Source organism: Archangium sp. (assembly GCF_057119385.1).
This window is the reverse complement of record NZ_DBNGVP010000144.1, coordinates 58,756-74,528: the sequence shown is the minus strand read 5'-3', so window position 1 is coordinate 74,528 and position 15,773 is coordinate 58,756. Positions and strand designations below refer to the sequence as shown.

At 69.8% G+C, this 15,773-nt stretch carries 11 protein-coding genes; 7 read left to right on the top strand and 4 right to left on the bottom strand.

The annotated features are described in order from the left end of the window. From AC16DP_RS34630 to AC16DP_RS34610, 5 genes are all read left to right on the top strand, one after another. On the top strand, positions 1-530 hold a 530-nt coding region (locus AC16DP_RS34630), incomplete at its 5' end, for a DUF6310 domain-containing protein (RefSeq protein ID WP_483956931.1). A 31-nt stretch (positions 531-561) separates the two neighbouring features. Beyond that, the gene (locus AC16DP_RS34625; RefSeq protein ID WP_329734655.1) at positions 562-1,293 is read left to right on the top strand and encodes a DUF5953 family protein; all 732 of its coding nucleotides are present in this window, start codon (positions 562-564) and stop codon (positions 1,291-1,293) included. Positions 1,294-1,519: 226 nt separating this feature from the next. After that, positions 1,520-2,185 (top strand): hypothetical protein, encoded by a 666-nt coding sequence (locus AC16DP_RS34620; protein WP_329734654.1) that lies wholly within the window; start codon positions 1,520-1,522, stop codon positions 2,183-2,185. Positions 2,186-2,372: 187 nt separating this feature from the next. Further along, positions 2,373-3,239 (top strand): hypothetical protein, encoded by an 867-nt coding sequence (locus AC16DP_RS34615; RefSeq protein ID WP_329734653.1) that lies wholly within the window; start codon positions 2,373-2,375, stop codon positions 3,237-3,239. Positions 3,240-3,244: 5 nt separating this feature from the next. After that, positions 3,245-4,027 carry a hypothetical protein gene (locus tag AC16DP_RS34610; RefSeq protein WP_329734652.1) on the top strand — a complete coding sequence of 261 codons (783 nt, stop codon included), beginning with the start codon at positions 3,245-3,247 and terminating at the stop codon, positions 4,025-4,027. Positions 4,028-4,038: 11 nt separating this feature from the next. Here AC16DP_RS34610 and AC16DP_RS34605 read toward each other — a convergent pair whose 3' ends face one another. From AC16DP_RS34605 to AC16DP_RS34595, 3 genes are read right to left on the bottom strand one after another with little or no spacing between them, the layout of a single operon-like run. After that, positions 4,039-4,698, bottom strand: coding sequence for a response regulator transcription factor (locus AC16DP_RS34605; protein ID WP_329734651.1), 660 nt, complete (start codon positions 4,696-4,698; stop codon positions 4,039-4,041). Positions 4,699-4,702: 4 nt separating this feature from the next. Next, positions 4,703-6,985, bottom strand: coding sequence for a serine/threonine protein kinase (locus tag AC16DP_RS34600; protein WP_329734650.1), 2,283 nt, complete (start codon positions 6,983-6,985; stop codon positions 4,703-4,705). Beyond that, positions 6,982-7,290 (bottom strand): hypothetical protein, encoded by a 309-nt coding sequence (locus AC16DP_RS34595; protein WP_329734649.1) that lies wholly within the window; start codon positions 7,288-7,290, stop codon positions 6,982-6,984. The genes AC16DP_RS34600 and AC16DP_RS34595 overlap by 4 nt, the downstream gene beginning before the upstream one ends. An 86-nt stretch (positions 7,291-7,376) precedes the next feature. On the opposite strand from AC16DP_RS34595, the gene AC16DP_RS34590 reads away from it, so the two are divergent. Together AC16DP_RS34590 and AC16DP_RS34585 are read left to right on the top strand one after the other, a co-directional pair. Next, a complete protein-coding gene (locus AC16DP_RS34590; RefSeq protein WP_329734648.1) occupies positions 7,377-9,089 on the top strand; it encodes an HAD-IG family 5'-nucleotidase in 1,713 nt (570 codons plus the stop codon). A 388-nt stretch (positions 9,090-9,477) separates the two neighbouring features. After that, positions 9,478-14,742, top strand: a complete 5,265-nt coding sequence (locus AC16DP_RS34585; RefSeq protein WP_329734647.1) for an Ig-like domain-containing protein — start codon at positions 9,478-9,480, stop codon at positions 14,740-14,742. 205 nt (positions 14,743-14,947) lie between these two features. On the opposite strand, the gene AC16DP_RS34580 is transcribed toward AC16DP_RS34585, so the two are convergent. After that, entirely contained in the window at positions 14,948-15,751 is an 804-nt protein-coding gene (locus AC16DP_RS34580) for a class I SAM-dependent methyltransferase (RefSeq protein ID WP_329734646.1), read from the bottom strand. Between the last annotated feature and the right edge of the window lie 22 nt (positions 15,752-15,773).

Sequence of the window (15,773 nt, the reverse complement as noted above, 5' to 3'; positions counted from 1 at the left end):
TGCTGTCCTTCCACGGCGCCCTTCTTTCAAGCGCCGTCCGGAGGGATGCCCCCTCTTTGCCTGAGATTGTCTGGACTTGCTCTCCCCCTCTTCAAAACCTCTCCTACGGACTTTGGATCAATCCTGTGGGTCCAACCGAAGTCTCGGAGCGGGAGCGCCGTCTGGAGTGCAAGCCTCGACGGGTGCCGCCCAAGGGCGGGAACAAGCTGCACAACAAGTGCGCTGACGGGATCAAGTTCAACGCCTACCGTGGGGCTAACGCGCTGGTCAACGGCAAGGCTTTCGACGCATTGCAAGTTGTCGCGGGCGTGCTTTGGGAGGTGAAAACTGACAACTACGACTCGTATCCGCTCGAGCTTCAAGACATTGTAGCAAGAAAGCATGTGCGTGATTTTCCGATCGAGCGTGAACTTGCTAGGGCGTGCGGATTTGACTTTCGGGTCGGCGTTCGAAGTGCCTCACACAAAAAGGCGCTGGAGTACACCGAACCGGCGCTCGAAAACCTGATCGTCGTCATGGATTGGTGCTGAAATGCCAGCTACACGAGAGAATCAAATCGGCATGATCGTCTACGCGCCTGCGCTTGCGGGGGATGATGGCCGAACTTTGGCTGTTGTTCATGCGATGGAGCGCGCACACCCCGGCTTGCGTATTGGGTTGATGATTTCTGACGAGGGGAAGCTTATTCCGTTGCCGGATCGCGACGCATTCGTCGCCCGCGAGGCTAGTCGTGGGGAAATGCCACCGCTGCGCAGCACTGATGACAACTTCCGGGTCAGCGTGACGGGATGGGGAAAGCCGGCGGGGATTTCTCCTGGCGGTCGGGCTCAATTCGAATTCCATGTAGCGCTACCTCTGTCCGCCGCCGGCAGCGTGGCTGCGGCAGCCTTACTGGAGGCCGTGGCGGAGGACGCACGCGCGTTCTGGGGTCACGCGACGCCGTTCAGCGCGGGGGTGGACATTGCACGCCAGACGAAGAATCGGCCAGACGACCTGGAGCCGCCTCCTCGCGGCTTGCCGGTGATCAAGTCCCCTGTTGCCATGCGCTCGCCTGAGATTCCGCATCGCCTCGGATGGCTGAACTACTGGTCGGATGCTGCCGCACGGGCCATCGGCTTTCCGGACCCCGCCCGCGATGCGGAGCTGGTCTCGCGCTCACGGCGTAGCGCGACAGGCGGGTGGGTGGTCAGGCTCACGGATGCGCCGCTCGACCTGGACAACCCCACCCACCTGGACGCGCTCAAACGGGCCTACGAGCGCTTCCCGGAAATTGGCGGGCGCTCCACCCCTTGAGGCTCGGCACGGCTCGCGGTGGCCGTGCTCAGCATCAGGGATTCGGGTCAGGAACCGAGAAGTCTCCGCTCCAGCCCGCTCGGAATCCATCCAAGCAAGCTGGATTTCTCAGGGGGAAAGAGGTCCCGAGTCCGCGAACGGACACGCCTCACCGGGCCGGGGTGTCCAGGAGACCCGCACTGGTGGCAAACTGGAGTGGACCCACATCTCTGCTACCGTTCACTTCATGCTGGCGTCTCCGCCCCCCCGCTTCCGGCTGCTGCTCCCCGCGCTCGTCTGCGCCCTGGTGATCCACGGGGCGTACGGGGCCAGCCGGATGGGCCCTACCGCGTTCGCCGCCTTCGTGTTGCTGGTGATCGCCATCGGGGTGATGCGCTGGCGCCATGGGGCCACCCTCGCCTTCCCGGCCCGGGGCATGCGGAGCAGTGAAACCCTTTCGGAGCACGTCCTGGCGAGACTCGCGCACGACGAAGAGCCGTCCCGGCAGTACCCGGCGCAGCGCGGGGCCTCCCCCACGCCCTTTCCCTCGCAGCGGACGTTCTGGTCGCGGGTGAAGCTCTGGTCCGGCGGCGCGGGCCTGCTGGTGCTCGGACTGTGGTGGCTGCTGCTCGGCGCCATGCTCTTCACGCCGGATCCGTCGCCCGCGCTCGATGGCCTCTTCACCAACTCCAGCCTGACGCTCATCACCGTGTCCGTGCTGCTGACGGTGCTCTTCGGAGTCATCGTGCGCTCGGGTCTGCGCGGGCCGTCGGATCCGCTCGCGCCGAAGGACTGGAGCCACAAGGACGGCCTGCGCCATCAGCCCTACGTGCCCCACTCCCCTGGCGTCTCCCCGAGTGGTCCGCGCCGTGGAAAGCGTCACCTGCGGCTGGTGCGCGGCAACGTGCCCTGACCTCGACAGTCCATGGAGCGGCAACTACCGTGCCGCGCCATGACTGGCTCCGCTGTTACCGATCGCAACCTGTTCAGCCCCGGCAACCTGCGCAATCCCCATCCCAGCATCAGATGTTCATGAAGTGCCACAGCCTGACCTTCCGCGGCTTCGACTCCCTGCCGCTGTGCTGGTGAGGGACTCACCGATGACCAGAGCGCTCCTTCTCTGCCTGGCGCTTCTTCTTCCCTGGAGTGCCCTGGCCCAACCCAAGGCCAGGGTCGCCCGGGAGATTCTCGAGAGACTCGGCCTCGTCACCGGCCGCAACCTCGATGAGCTCCAGGTGCTCTCCCGGGTGACCACCCACTACTCGCCCAAGGAGGCCGAGGAGGTGGGACGTCTGATGTCCAAGGCCGCCAAGGGGGAGAACTTCACCGAGGAGGAGTTTCTCTTCCTGGAGCGCGTGGCCAAGGGGATGGATGAGTCGCTGAGCGCCGCCTCCGCGTCCTACCGCGCCGGCAACAAGGTTCCCCTGGTGGGCGCACGCCTGCTGGAGGATGGCTCGCGCATGATTCCCGGCTCCGACGCCCACAAGGCGCAGTGCTGGGTGGAATACCAGTTCCGCAATCCCAGGAAGTATCCACGCCTCTCCTACTCCATCGATCCCGAGTGGGAGCGGATGTACCGCTCCATTCTCGAGAACAAGGGCGCGGGCAATGCCTTCGAGGACGGCATCCTCAAGACGCAGGGCTATCAGAAGAACCCGGTGATGATGATGCCGCCGCCCGGGGAGGAACTGCCGGGCTTCATCGCCGACTCGATACGCGACAACCCGGCGGAGCTGTTCTGGGGCCAGCCCTACCAGCTCGTCGAGTGCAAGGCCCGCCAGGAGCTGTCCCTCACCGGCAACCTGAAGGCCATGATCAAGTACGTGGAGCAGTACGGTGGGCATCTGGAGCTGTGGATCCGCTCCGCGAAGCATCCCGAGGGAGCAACGAAGCTCTCCGGCCCACTCAAGGATCGGTTGGATCGCCTTCAAAAGCGAGGGCAGGCTCACATTCGAGGTTCTCCCTGATCCCCATGCGCTCACGCCCCTTCAGGACGCACATCGATCTGCCACCAGGCCCGCTCACGAGCGAGTGCCTGCGTCAGGTCCTCCATCTCATCCTCACCGAGTTCCGCTGGTTCGAGCCCAGGCGCTTCGGCGATGCCGACATGGAGTATTCAATCCCCTCGGGCGCACTCGATCTGGATCCACTCCTCGCCTACTACGAGAAGAAGAAGGGACGACACCTGTTCGTCGGGGCCAGGACGGACCGCGATTACGTCTGCTTCTTTCCGTCGGCACCGAAGGATCTACCCTACGTGAGCAACTTCTCCTGGACGACTTCCCTCGCGGACACGGCCCGGCCCGCCTGGCGTCAGCGTCACCTCGAGCAGGTCGCGGCCCTGATGCGGCTCGTGCGCTCCCCGCTCGCCACGGCCGCGATGGAAGACGACTGGGACCGCAAGACCCAGTACGAGGTGCAGGAGGAGCACTTCAGCTACAAGGAATTCACCATCCGGGACTACAGCGAAGGTCTGCCCGGCCTCTTCTGGCGCAACTTCCTGGGCCCGCCCTTCGTCCGCCTCTTCGGCGAGCGCCTGGACTCCCTCCCGCCCGAGCATGTGCGGCGCCTGGGAGATGACCTCGTCCTCCTCCAACCCTACGAGCTCCCCTCCCAGGCCAACACTCCGGAGGCCGATGCCCGGGAGCGGCAGTGGATCTCCCTGCTCGGCCCCGAGTCCTTCTACGACCACGAGCGGCGTCAGAAGCCCACCCGCCGGCCGGTGCTCGACGAGGTGGCCTCACCGAAGGCCTGAGCCTCCACGGCTCAGAGCTCCACGAGCCCCGCGCGCAGGGCCAGCACCACCGCCTCCACGTGCGAGTTGACGCCCATCTTCTTGTAGATGTGTGAGAGGTGCGTGCGCACCGTGCGCCGCTCCAGCGTCATCACCCGCCCCACCTCGGCGTTGGACAGGCCCTTGGCCACGTAGCGCAGCACATCGAACTCGGCCGGCGTCAGGCCCCACGGGTTCTGCTTCTCCGCCTCGGGCGGCTTCGCCTGGATCGACTGGAAGTAGTTCCAGAAGCGCCGCGCGATCAGCGGCTCGAGCACCGTGCCCCCTTCCATCACCTCGCGGATGCCCGAGCGGATCTTCTCCGGCCCCACCCGCTTCACCAGGTAGCCCGAGGCCCCCGCTTGAATGGCCTCGTACACCTTCTGCTCGTCCTCGAAGGACGTGAGGATGAGCACCTCCACCCCGGGCGCTCGGCGCTTCACCCGCCGCGTCACCTCGATGCCGTTGAACCCCGGCAGCTCCAGGTCCAACAGCACCAGCTGCGGCATCACCCGCACCACCTCCTCCACCGCCTGCTCTCCATCCTGCGCGCTGCCCACCACCTCCAGCTCGGGAAAGCTCCCCAGCACCTTGAGGAGGTTGCGCAGCAGGTTCGGCTGATCCTCGACGACGAAGACGCGGGTCCGGTCCATGGCCTCAGCGATAGGGAGAAGGCTTGAAGATCTGCTCCAGCTTCTTGTGCTCGCCGCGCTCCAGGCGCAGCTCGAACAGCTCCCGCTGACGCGGAACGCCGATCGTCTCGATGATGATCTCCCGGTTGCCCGGCTTCACCGGATAGCGCACCAGCGGCAGGTTGCGCTTCACCCGCACACCATCGATGTAGACGCGCGACAACTGGTTGGCGCTGATGGAGAGGTACGCGACGCCGTTCTTGTGGGACTCCTCGGCCCCACCCTGGGGGGAAACCACCACCGGATCCGGCGGTGCGGTGGGCTTCGGCTTCTCGGGCTCGGCGGGCGGCGAGTCCGGCATCTGGAGGTACTGCTCCACGGCGCCACTGACCGCGGACACCTTGGGATCCGTGTCGAGCTCGGGCCGCTGCGAGAACTTCCACACCGCCAGGGCGAAGCACGCCACCCCCACCAGCGCGATGACCCCGGCCACGGCCAGCATCTTCCGCCGGTGCCGCTTGTCCGCCAGGAGGTTGCGCTCCTCGGTGAACAGGCGCCGCTGCGCCACCGCCGCCTTCACCTCGGGCGACGTGGGCGGCGGCATGGGGATGTACGAGCGATCCGGCTCGGCCGAGGGCGGCTGCTCGGACACGTGGCCCCGCACCATCGACGGAGGAAGGCGCGCCCGCGTCTGCGTCCCCTCGGAGGGCGACGGTGGAATGCGCGCCCGCGTCTGCGTTCCCTCGGAGAGCGGCGGACGGAGGCGCACCCCCGTGGGCTCGATCTTCGCCGTGTCCACCAGGTCGTCCGGATCCACCGGAGCCTTGGGATCGGACTGAGGCTCCGGCTCGGGACGGGAGTAGTCCTCCACCATGCGCAGGCGGGGATTCTTGCCGATGCGCGTGACCTCCCGGGGTGCGGCTCCCCCGGGCAGCACGGGAGCGCGGCGCGGCTTGGGCGGCGCGGCCCCGGGAGGCGCTACCCACGTCTGCTCGTCATCCCCCGGCGACTGGGAGCGGCCGGGCTCGGTGGCGTCGTCCTTGGGCTCGACCCGGGTGACCTGGGTGCCCTCCTTCAGCCGGGCGCGCACCTGGGTGCCCTCCTTCCCGAAGTGGGTGACCTCGGCGGCGCCCTCCCGGGGCCCCACATAGGTGGACTCGAGCACCTCCTTCGCGGCCTCGGCCCCGAGCACGTGCGTGGAGTCCAGCAGGGCCCTGTCCATCATGGGCCCCGGAGTCATCGTGGGCTCGGGCTGGTACTCCTCGAAGGCGGGCGGGGCCTCCATGGTGTCGGCCTCGCTGAGGGCCGGGCTGAACGAGGGCCGCACCACCACGGACTTCTCCAGCGCGTCCGCCCCCACCTCCGCCAGCGACACACCGGAGATGGGCGTGAGCGTGAAGCGCTCGGAGAACGGCACCGGGCCGAGCGCGGGCCCCCCGGCCATCTCGTTGGGGAAGAGCTCGGCCACGAAGCGGCGCGCGTCCTCGGCGCCGGGCAGGCCCCCGTGGGTGGACAGGAAGTTGCGCAGCGAGGCGGCGAACTCGGCGCACGAGCGGTAGCGCCGCGCGGGCGTGGCCTCCAGCGCGCGCAGGATGATCGGATCCAACCGCGCGTGGAGCCGGCGATCCAGGCGGCTGGGCGGAGGCAGGCCGGCGCGGCGGGTGCTGACGCCCCCATCGGGGATGACGGCCTCGCGCAGGGTGAGCAGCTCGTAGGCGATGGCGCCGATGGAGTAGATGTCCGAGAGCACGTCCGGAGGCTCGCCCCGGCCCACCTCGGGGGCGCGGTAGGCGCTGCGGCCCCTGCCGGCGAAGGCGCGCTTGAGCTCCGGCACGGCCAGCAGCGCCTGCAACGCCCCGAAGTCACACACCGAGGGCAGCCCGCCGCGCGAGAGCAGCACGTTGCCCGGGGTGATGGAGCCGTGGATGACGCCCGCCGCGTGGGCGCGCTCCACGGACTCGAGCATCTGGATGACGAGCCAGAGCGCGGTGGCCGGCGGGAGGAGGACCTCCTTGGTGTTGAGCCGGTGCAGCGCGGTGCCCAGGGAGTGGCCCTCGACGGCCTCGCGCACCACGGCGAGCCGCTGCTTGACGAACCCCAGGTCGAGCACGGGGACGATGCCCTCGGGGTTGAGCGGGTTGAGGACGCTGTAGATCCCGGCCTGCACGGTGGCGTAGCGCGGATCCGACGTCTTCGGGTGGAAGAGCTTGATGACGACCTCGAGGCCACCGGGCTCCTGGACGGCCTCGTACAGCTCGGCGAGATCTCCGGCCTCGACGCGGCCGGTCAACCGGTAGGCGGTGCTCATCCCTTCCTCTTCCGGGACCGGACGGCGTCGAACTGGAACCCGCACCAGACGCACGCCTCGCCCTTGGGGCCGGGAGGCAGCTCCAGGGTGCAGCCCGGGCAGCGCGGCGCGGGCCGGCTGCTGGCACGGGGAGCGGCCGTCTTCTGACGCACCGGGCCCAACGCACGGACGCGCCGCGCCACGGCGGTGCCGCGGACCCGGACCTCGAGCTGGCGGACACGGTCCTCCAGGGCCTCGATGCGGGCGGCGAGCCGCGCGTGGAGCTCGGCGTCGGACGGGGGGGAACGTCTGGCGGGCGATCTCATTGCGGACCCGCGAGCGTGCCATGCCCGCTCGCAACCCCGCAAGGTGGACAACCCGTATGAATGGTGGCCCCGGAGGGACGCGTGTTATGTCTTGCTGTCCTGTGTCACCGAAACTCTCTCCGACCGGACCCATCCCGGGGAGCCCGACGACCTCGGATCCCCTCCACGGCAGCTTCCGCTCCTCGCTCAACCGGGCCAACGCCGAGCAGGCCGAGCTCCGCGCTCAGCGTCTCTTCGCGGACACCGAGCTCGCCCGCCTGCTGAGTGTGCCCCGGGCGCCCCTGCGCCAGGTGCCTCGCGCGCGGGACATCTTCGTCAACCGCAACCTGCGCATGGCCCACGTCGACCTCATCGGCTTCGACATGGACTACACGCTGGCCATCTACCACATGCGCCGGTTGGAGCAGCTCGCCTATGACATGACGCTGGCGAAGCTCGTCAGCGAGCGGGGCTACCCCCCGGTCATCGGCCAGCTGCAGTACGACCACCACTTCGTGATGCGCGGGCTGGCGGTGGACAAGGCGAACGGCAACCTGCTGAAGATGGACCGCTTCGGCTACGTGGGGCGGGCCTGGCACGGACTGCGTCCGCTGGATCGCGAGGTGTGGAAGAAGCTGTACCGCAACCAGCGCGTGAAGCTGAAGAATCCGCAGTTCGCGTGGATCGACACGCTCTTCGCGCTGCCCGAGGCGTGGCTCTTCGCCGGCATCATCGAGCTGCTGGAGTCGCTGGGCCAGCGGGTGGACTACGGCAAGCTGTACGACGACATCCGGGATGCGATCGACACGGTGCACCGGGACAACTCGCTCAAGCGCGAGGTGCGCAAGGACCTGGGGCGCTACATCTTCCAGGATCCGGAGCTGGGCCCGGCGCTGCACAAGCTGCGCTCGGGAGGCAAGCGGCTGTTCCTGCTGACGAACTCGGCGTGGGACTACACGGACGCGGTGATGCGCTACCTGCTGGACGGGCAGCTGGCGGAGTACCCGAGCTGGCGCAACTACTTCGACTACATCGTGACGCTGGCGTCCAAGCCGGCGTTCTTCTCCGAGCAGCGGCCCTTCCTGGAGCTGGAGACGGCGGGCCCGGGCGAGGAGGCGAAGGTGGTGGGCGAGGCCGGGAGCGTGGAGCGCGGCAAGGTGTACCAGGGCGGCAACCTGGTGCAGTTCGAGCAGCAGACGGGCTACGCGGGCGAGTGCGTGCTGTACGTGGGCGATCACATCTACGGGGACATCCTCAAGTCGAAGAAGTCCTCGCTGTGGCGCACGTGCATGGTGGTGCAGGAGATCGAGGACGAGATCACCTACACGGACGGCCAGCGGGAGCGGATCCTGCGGCTGTCCGACGTGGAGCTGGCGCGGGAGCGGCTGGACGACGAGGTGGCGCACCACAAGGGCCAGCTGAACATGTTGGACCGGAAGCTGGAGCGCGGGGACCTGGAGCCGGAGGAGACGGTCCCGGTGGAGGAGGAGCGGCGGAAGGTGAAGGCGGAGCTGGACAAGCTGCGCTGGGCGCTGCGCGAGGCGACGGAGATCGCGGACACGTTGGAGTGCGAGGTGGAGGAAGGCTTCAACCCGTACTGGGGCCTGCTGTTCAAGGAGGGGCACGAGAACAGCCGGTTCGGCGAGCAGGTGGAGCGCTACGCGTGCCTGTACACGAGCCGGGTGTCGAACTTCCTGCACGACTCGCCGGTGCAGTACTACCGCTCGCCGCGAGAGCTGATGCCGCACGAGCACGCGGGCTCCTGGACGGCGAAGCTGTCACCGGTGGGCAGCGAGGGACCCGCGAAGGGCGATCCCTGAGCCCGCGCGTGCGAGCCCAGGAGCTCGCACCTCAAAAGACGTGAAGGGAGTCCCCGCTCAGGGAAACCCCCTACGGCCGAGGCCTTGTCTCACGGGCTCATGCATGATCGAGCCAGCAGAGGGCTCTCCTTGCTAGGAAGGCCGGTCAGCGGCTCAGGCGCTGGAAGCTCTTCTTCCGTGCGCGGGCCGCTGACGAGGGGGAAACGCAATGAGTCATCGCCGTATCTGGAGCCTCATCCTGGTGGGGGCGCTGCTGGGGTGCGTGGCGTGTGGACAGCCCGAAGCCGGCGGAGTGGCGGTCGGGCAACCCCGGGAATTCCCACGGGCACGGGGACTCCAGTCGACCTCCCCTGCCCCACTGCCCGAACCCCCGGCGCGATCCCCCGCGGTGAAGGCCTGGCGGGAGGCTCCGGGCGAGGACAACGCGCTGCGGCTGGCGCGGGCCTATTTCCCCGAGTTCTCCGAGGCTCCGGACACCCAGGTCCGGCAAGCCTCCGTCCCTTCCGCCGCGGCGCTGCGCGTGACGCTGGCGGACCAGGAGGATGACGGGCTGGAGCTCGCCACCCGGGGCTACGTCTTCCGGGTGAAGCCCCAGGGAGACAGCGCGGCCAAGGCATCGCGGCGATCCGGGGGCGCCACCTTCTACGGACCGGACCACTTCTGGAAGGAGCTGGGCGGCCAGCGGGTGGAGGAGTTCGTGGTGATGCGGGCGGGCGCCTCGGCGTACCGGGCCGCGTTCGAGGTGGAGGTGCCCGAGGGGATCTCCACGGTGCGGGACGCGGGCGAGTACCTCGAGTTCCTCGATGGCGGCGAGGTGCCGGTGGTGCGGATGCACTACCCGGTGGCGAGGGACGAGTCCGGGCGCGGCCGGCAGGGCCAGGTGCGGCTGTGGGGCGTCACACCCAGGGCGAGCGGTGGGCCCGGGAACCTGCCGCGGCTGGCGCTGGAGCGCCGGACGTTGAAGGTGGCGCTGGAGGTGGAGCTGGAGGGGCTGGAGGGCACGGTGGTGGTGGATCCGGGCTGGAGCGCCACGGGCTCGATGGCCACGTCCCGCTACCGGCACTCGGCGCAGCTCCTGCTCAACGGCAAGGTGCTCGTGGCGGGGGGCGCCGGTGGTTTCTCGGACACCGCGCTCAGCGGCGCGGAGCTCTACGATCCGGTGACGGGCACCTGGAGCGCCACGAACCCGCTGCCCAGGGCCCGCTACGATCACACGGCGACGCCACTGCTCAACGGCAAGGTGCTCGTCGTGGGCGGATATCCGGGGTACCCCAGCGCCTCCCTGCCCAACGCGGAGCTGTACGATCCGGCCACGGGGAGTTGGAGCTCCACGGGCTCCCTGACCACCCATCGTGCCAGCCACACGGCCACGCTGCTGCCCAACGGCAAGGTGCTCGTCGTGGGAGGCAGCCGTATCGACTACCCCTCCACCTGGAACTGGCTTGCCTCCGCGGAGCTGTACGATCCGGCCACGGGCACCTGGAGCCCCACGGGCGCGCTGGGCACCGCGCGTACCAGCCACACGGCCACGCTGCTGCCCAACGGCAAGGTGCTGGTCTCCGGCGGATATCAGGGGAACTCCGTCAGCAGCTCGGAGCTGTACGATCCGGCCACGGGCACCTGGAGCCCCACGGGTGCGCTGGGCACCGCGCGTACCGGCCACACGGCCACGCTGCTGCACAACGGCAAGGTGCTCGCCGCGGGCGGCTACAACAACTCCAACACCAACACCTTGTCGAGCGCGGAGCTGTACGATCCGGCCTCGGGCACCTGGAGCGGCACGAACGCGATGGGCACCCCCCGCCAGTGGCATCCGGCGACGCTGCTGCCGGATGGACGGGTGCTGGTGGCGAGCGGGTACAACGCGGGATGGCGCATCGACGGCTCGGAGCTGTACGACCCGGCCACGGGCACCTGGAGCGCCACGAGCTCGTTGACCTCTCCCTGCTTCTGGCACGCGACGACGTTGCTGCCCGATGGACGGGTGCTGGTGAGCGGAGGCTCCGATGCGGGCACCCGCACGGAGCTCTACTCCTCGGTGACGGGGAGCTGGCGCGCCACGGCCCCGCTGACCGCCGCCCGCCAGGGCCACTCCACGACGCTGCTGCCCTCGGGCAAGGTGCTCGTGGCCGGTGGACAGAACGCCTCGGGCCTCCTGTCCAGCGCGGAGCTGTATGACCCGGCGTCGGGCACCTGGAGCACCACGGGCGCGCTGGCCACGGCCCGCTCCTCCCATGCGGCGACGCTGCTGCCCACGGGCAAGGTGCTGGTGACGGGTGGCGACGGGACGAGCGGCCCGCTCACCAGCGCGGAGCTGTATGACCCGGCCACGGGCACCTGGAGCCCCACGGGCTCGCTGACCACGGCCCGCTCCGCCCATGCGGCGACGCTGCTGCCAGGGGGCAGGCTGCTGGTGACGGGAGGCACGGGCGCCTCGGGCCCGCTGCTCAGCGCCGAGCTGTACGCTCTCGCGGCTGGCACCTGGAGCACCACGGGCTCACTGGCCACGGCCCGTGCCCGGCACACCGCGACGCTGCTGTCCTCGGGCAAGGTGCTCGTTGCGGGAGGACAGTCCGCCTCGGAGACGCTGGGCAGCGCGGAGCTGTATGACCCGGCGGCGGGCACCTTCAGCGGGACCGGCACGATGACGGTCGTCCGGGCCGAGCACACGGCGACGCCGCTGCCCACGGGCAAGGTGCTGCTGACCGGTGGAAGTGGCGCCTCGGGAGCCCAGGCGAGCGCGGAGCTGTATGACCCGGTGACGGGCACCTTCAGCGCCACCGGCCCCCTGACCTTCGCTCGCGCGCGCCACGTGGCGGTGACGTTGTCCACGGGCCAGGTGCTGGTGGCCTCGGGCCTGGGAACCGCGGGCCGCCTGGCCAGCGCCGAGGTCTACGATGCGGCCACCGGCACCTTCAGCACCGTGGGCCCGTTGGCGACCGCGCGCGCCGGTGCCTCCGCGGCGCCCCTGCCCCGGGGCAAGGTGCTCGTGACGGGCGGGACCACGGCGACGGGCGCGCTGGCCAGTGCCGAGCTGTACGAGGAATCGGGCGCCCCCGACGCGGCGCGGCCCGTCGTGACGCCCCCCTCTCCCCTGCTGACGGGCAGGACCGTCACCGTGAGCGGGAGCGGGTTCCGGGGAGTCTCCGAGGCCAGCAGTGGCAACGCCATGAGCTCCGCCGCCAACCTCCCCTTCGCCTCGCTCACTGCCCTGGAGGGCGGAAAGCGGCTCCCGGTGAGCGTGCTCGGGTTCTCGAACACGTCTCTCTCGGTGAACGTGCCCCCGGCGCTGGCGGATGGGTACTACCTGCTGCATGTGACGGCCCATGCGCTCTCCGGGGGCGCGGTGGTCTTCGTGGATGGGCCTCCGCCCGCGCCCGTGCTGACGGCTCCGGCGGCGCTCATCAACACCCCGACGCCCACCCTCGCGGGGACGGCGGAGCCGGGCAACTCGGTGACGGTGTCGTTGGATGGGACGCCCGTGGGCACGGTGACCGCCGACGCCTCGGGCAACTGGAGCCTCGGGGTGGGCACACCGTTGGACGAGGGGCCCTACACGGCCACGGCCGTCTCGGTGGATGGAGCGGGCAACACCAGCCCCGTCTCCGAACCTCGCACCTTCACGGTGGACACGACGGCGCCCGCGGCCCCCGTGCTCTCGGCTCCGCCGGCCTTCACGAACATGACGAGGCCCACCCTCGCGGGCTTCGCGGAGCCCGGCAGCACGGTGGCCGTGAGGGTGGATGGGACACCCGCGGGCACGGTGACGGCCGATGCCTCGGGCAACTGGAGCGTCACCTCCACCCTCACGCTGGGCCAGGGAGCGCACACCGCCACGGCCACCGCCACGGACGTCGCGGGCAACACCAGCACGGCCTCCGCCGCTCGCTCCTTCACGGTGGACACGGTTGCCCCGGCGGTCCCCACGATCACGGCTCCGGCCGCGCTCGTCACCACCACCACCACGCCCGTCATCTCGGGCACCGCGGAGGCAAACAGCACGGTCACGGTGAAGGTGGATGGAACGCTGGTGGGCTCGGTGACGGCCAATGCCTCGGGCATCTGGAGCGTCACCCCGGCCACCGCCCTGGGACAGGGAGCGCACACCGCCACGGCCACCGCCGCCGACGCGGCGGGCAACACCAGCCTCTCCGCCTCGCGCTCCTTCACGGTGGACAGCGAGCCCCCGGCGGCCCCCGTGCTCACGGCTCCGGCCGGCTTCGTCGGGACGAGGCCCACCGTCTCGGGCACCGCGGAAGCCGGCAGCACGGTAGCGGTGATGGTGGATGCGACACCGGTGGGCACGGGAACGGCCAATGGTTCGGGAGCGTGGAGCCTCACCCTTCCCTCCCCCCTGAGTGAGGGAGTGCACACCGCCACGGCCACCGCCACCGACGCGGCGGGCAACACCAGCTCCTCCTCCGCCGCCCGCTCCTTCACGGTGGACACGACGGCACCAGCGGCCCCCGTGATCACGGAGCCGGCCGCGTTCACCTACACCTCCACGCCCTCTGTCCTGGGCACCGCCGAGCCCGGCAGCACCGTGACGGTGAAGGTGGATGGGACGACGGTGGGCATGGTGACGGCCGATGCCTCGGGCAACTGGCTCCTCATCAGCACCCCGATCCTGAGTGACGGAGCGCACACCGCCACGGCCACCGCCACCGACGCGGCGGGCAACACCAGCCTCTCCTCTGCCCCTCGCACCTTCACGGTGGACACGCAGATACCCGCGAACACCGTGTTCTCGGCTCCGGCCGCGTTCGTCAATACGACGACGCCCGTCATCTCGGGCACCGCGGAGCCCGGCAGCCGGGTGGATGTGAAGGAGGTTGCGACATTACTCGGGAGAGTGCGCGCCGACGCCTCGGGAAACTGGAGCATCACCCCGGCCACGCCCCTGAGCGACGGAACGCACACCGTCTCGGCCTATGTCACCGACGCGGCGGGCAACACCAACGGCTACGCCCGGCACACCTTCACGGTGGACACGGTGGCGCCAGCGGCCCCCGTGCTCTCGGCTCCGGCCGCGCTCGTCACCACCTCCACACCCGACATCTCGGGCACCGCCGAGGCCGGCGCCATGGTGGAGGTGAAGGTGGATGGGGTGTCGGTGGGCACGGTGCTGGCCCAGGTCTCGGGGTCGTGGACCCTCACGGCGGCCCTGGGTGAGGGAGCGCACACCGCCATCGCCACCGTCACCGACCGCGCGGGCAACACCAGCGTGGCCTCCACCGCGCGCACCTTCACGGTGGACACGCTCGCCCCGGTTCCTCCCGAGGTGGTGACGCCGGCCGAGGGCGCGGCCGTGGTGCCCGGTGAGCTGGTCTTCTCGGGAACCGCCGAGGCCGGCAGCACGGTGGCGGTGAGCGTGGATGGGCTCCAGGTCGGGACGGCCACCGCGGATGCGTCGGGGCAGTGGAGCATCAACCCGGTCTACGCGCTGGCGCAGGGCCGGCACACGGTGACGGCCACGGCCACGGATGCGGCGGGCCACGTCAGCCCGGCCTCCAGCGGGCGCTCCTTCACGGTGGAACCGGAGGCCCAGGGCTGTGGCTGCGCCGCGTCTCCCGCGGGAGGGATGGCGTCGCCGCTGGGCCTGCTGGCCTTGTGGTTCTGGGTGCGCCGCCGCCGGATTCTCGTCTCCTTGTAGAAGGAGGCGTGCACAAGGGGATGCGCGGCGGTCCCCCATGCATTAAGGATGGGGTGCGCCACCAGGGTTTTCCCCCTCTCCCTGGAGGGCTCCTGCCCCGGGCTCGGAGACGACTTCTCCGTGTCCCGGGGCAAGGTTTTTGCGGGGGTGCGGCGACTGGTCCACCCGAGCGTAGCCGGAGCCATCGTGGCGGCGCTGTAAGGACCTACCCGTACGAGGCACCCGGAACGCGGCCCCAGATGACGGACGTGTAACGGGAGCCGGGCTCGGCCTCGAGCCCCAGCTTCTTGAGATCGTCCGAGTACTTCGAGCCCTTCACCACCACCCATCGCCGGGCCACGCGCCGGGCCTCTTGCAGCGTCTCGGGCGAGAGCGGGGCGTGCTCGGCGAAGCGGCGGAGCATCTCGAAGGCCGGCTGGGACTTCTTGGGCTTCTCGAACATCGGATCGAAGAGCACGACGTCGAACGAGCCCGAGGGCAGCGAGCGCAGGTACGCATGCGAGTCGGCGTGCACCGGCTCCACGCGGCACGACTGGGAGCCGTAGTCGTAGGCGGCGAGGCCCTCGGAGACGACGGCGTAGAGCGCGAGGCTCTTCTCCAGCCCCACCACCCTGCCCCCTGGCCCCACCACCAGCGCGGCCACCAGTGCGTCCTGCCCGAGCCCCAGCGTGCAATCGAGGACGAGATCTCCCGCGCGCAGCCCGGCCACGCGGACGAGGGCGTCATCCCCGCCCACCTGCCCCGAGAGGATCCGCAGCCGGCGCAGGTGCGCCATGCCCGGGTTGAAGCTGAAGGAGCCCTCGCGATCCCAGAGCGAGACGCCCTCGCGCTCGAAGACGAGGAAGGCGTCGGCCGAGGACGCCAGCATCGGGCCGATGGGCTCCTTCTTGCGCCTCGGGACGAACGGCAGGTTCCAGGCGCGCGCGGCCTCGCGGGCCCGCTTCACGAGGGACTCTTCCGGCTTGCCGCTCGTGGTCACGGCGAGGGGGACACGGGTCTGCTCCTTCACTCCAGATGCTCCTTGCCAACCC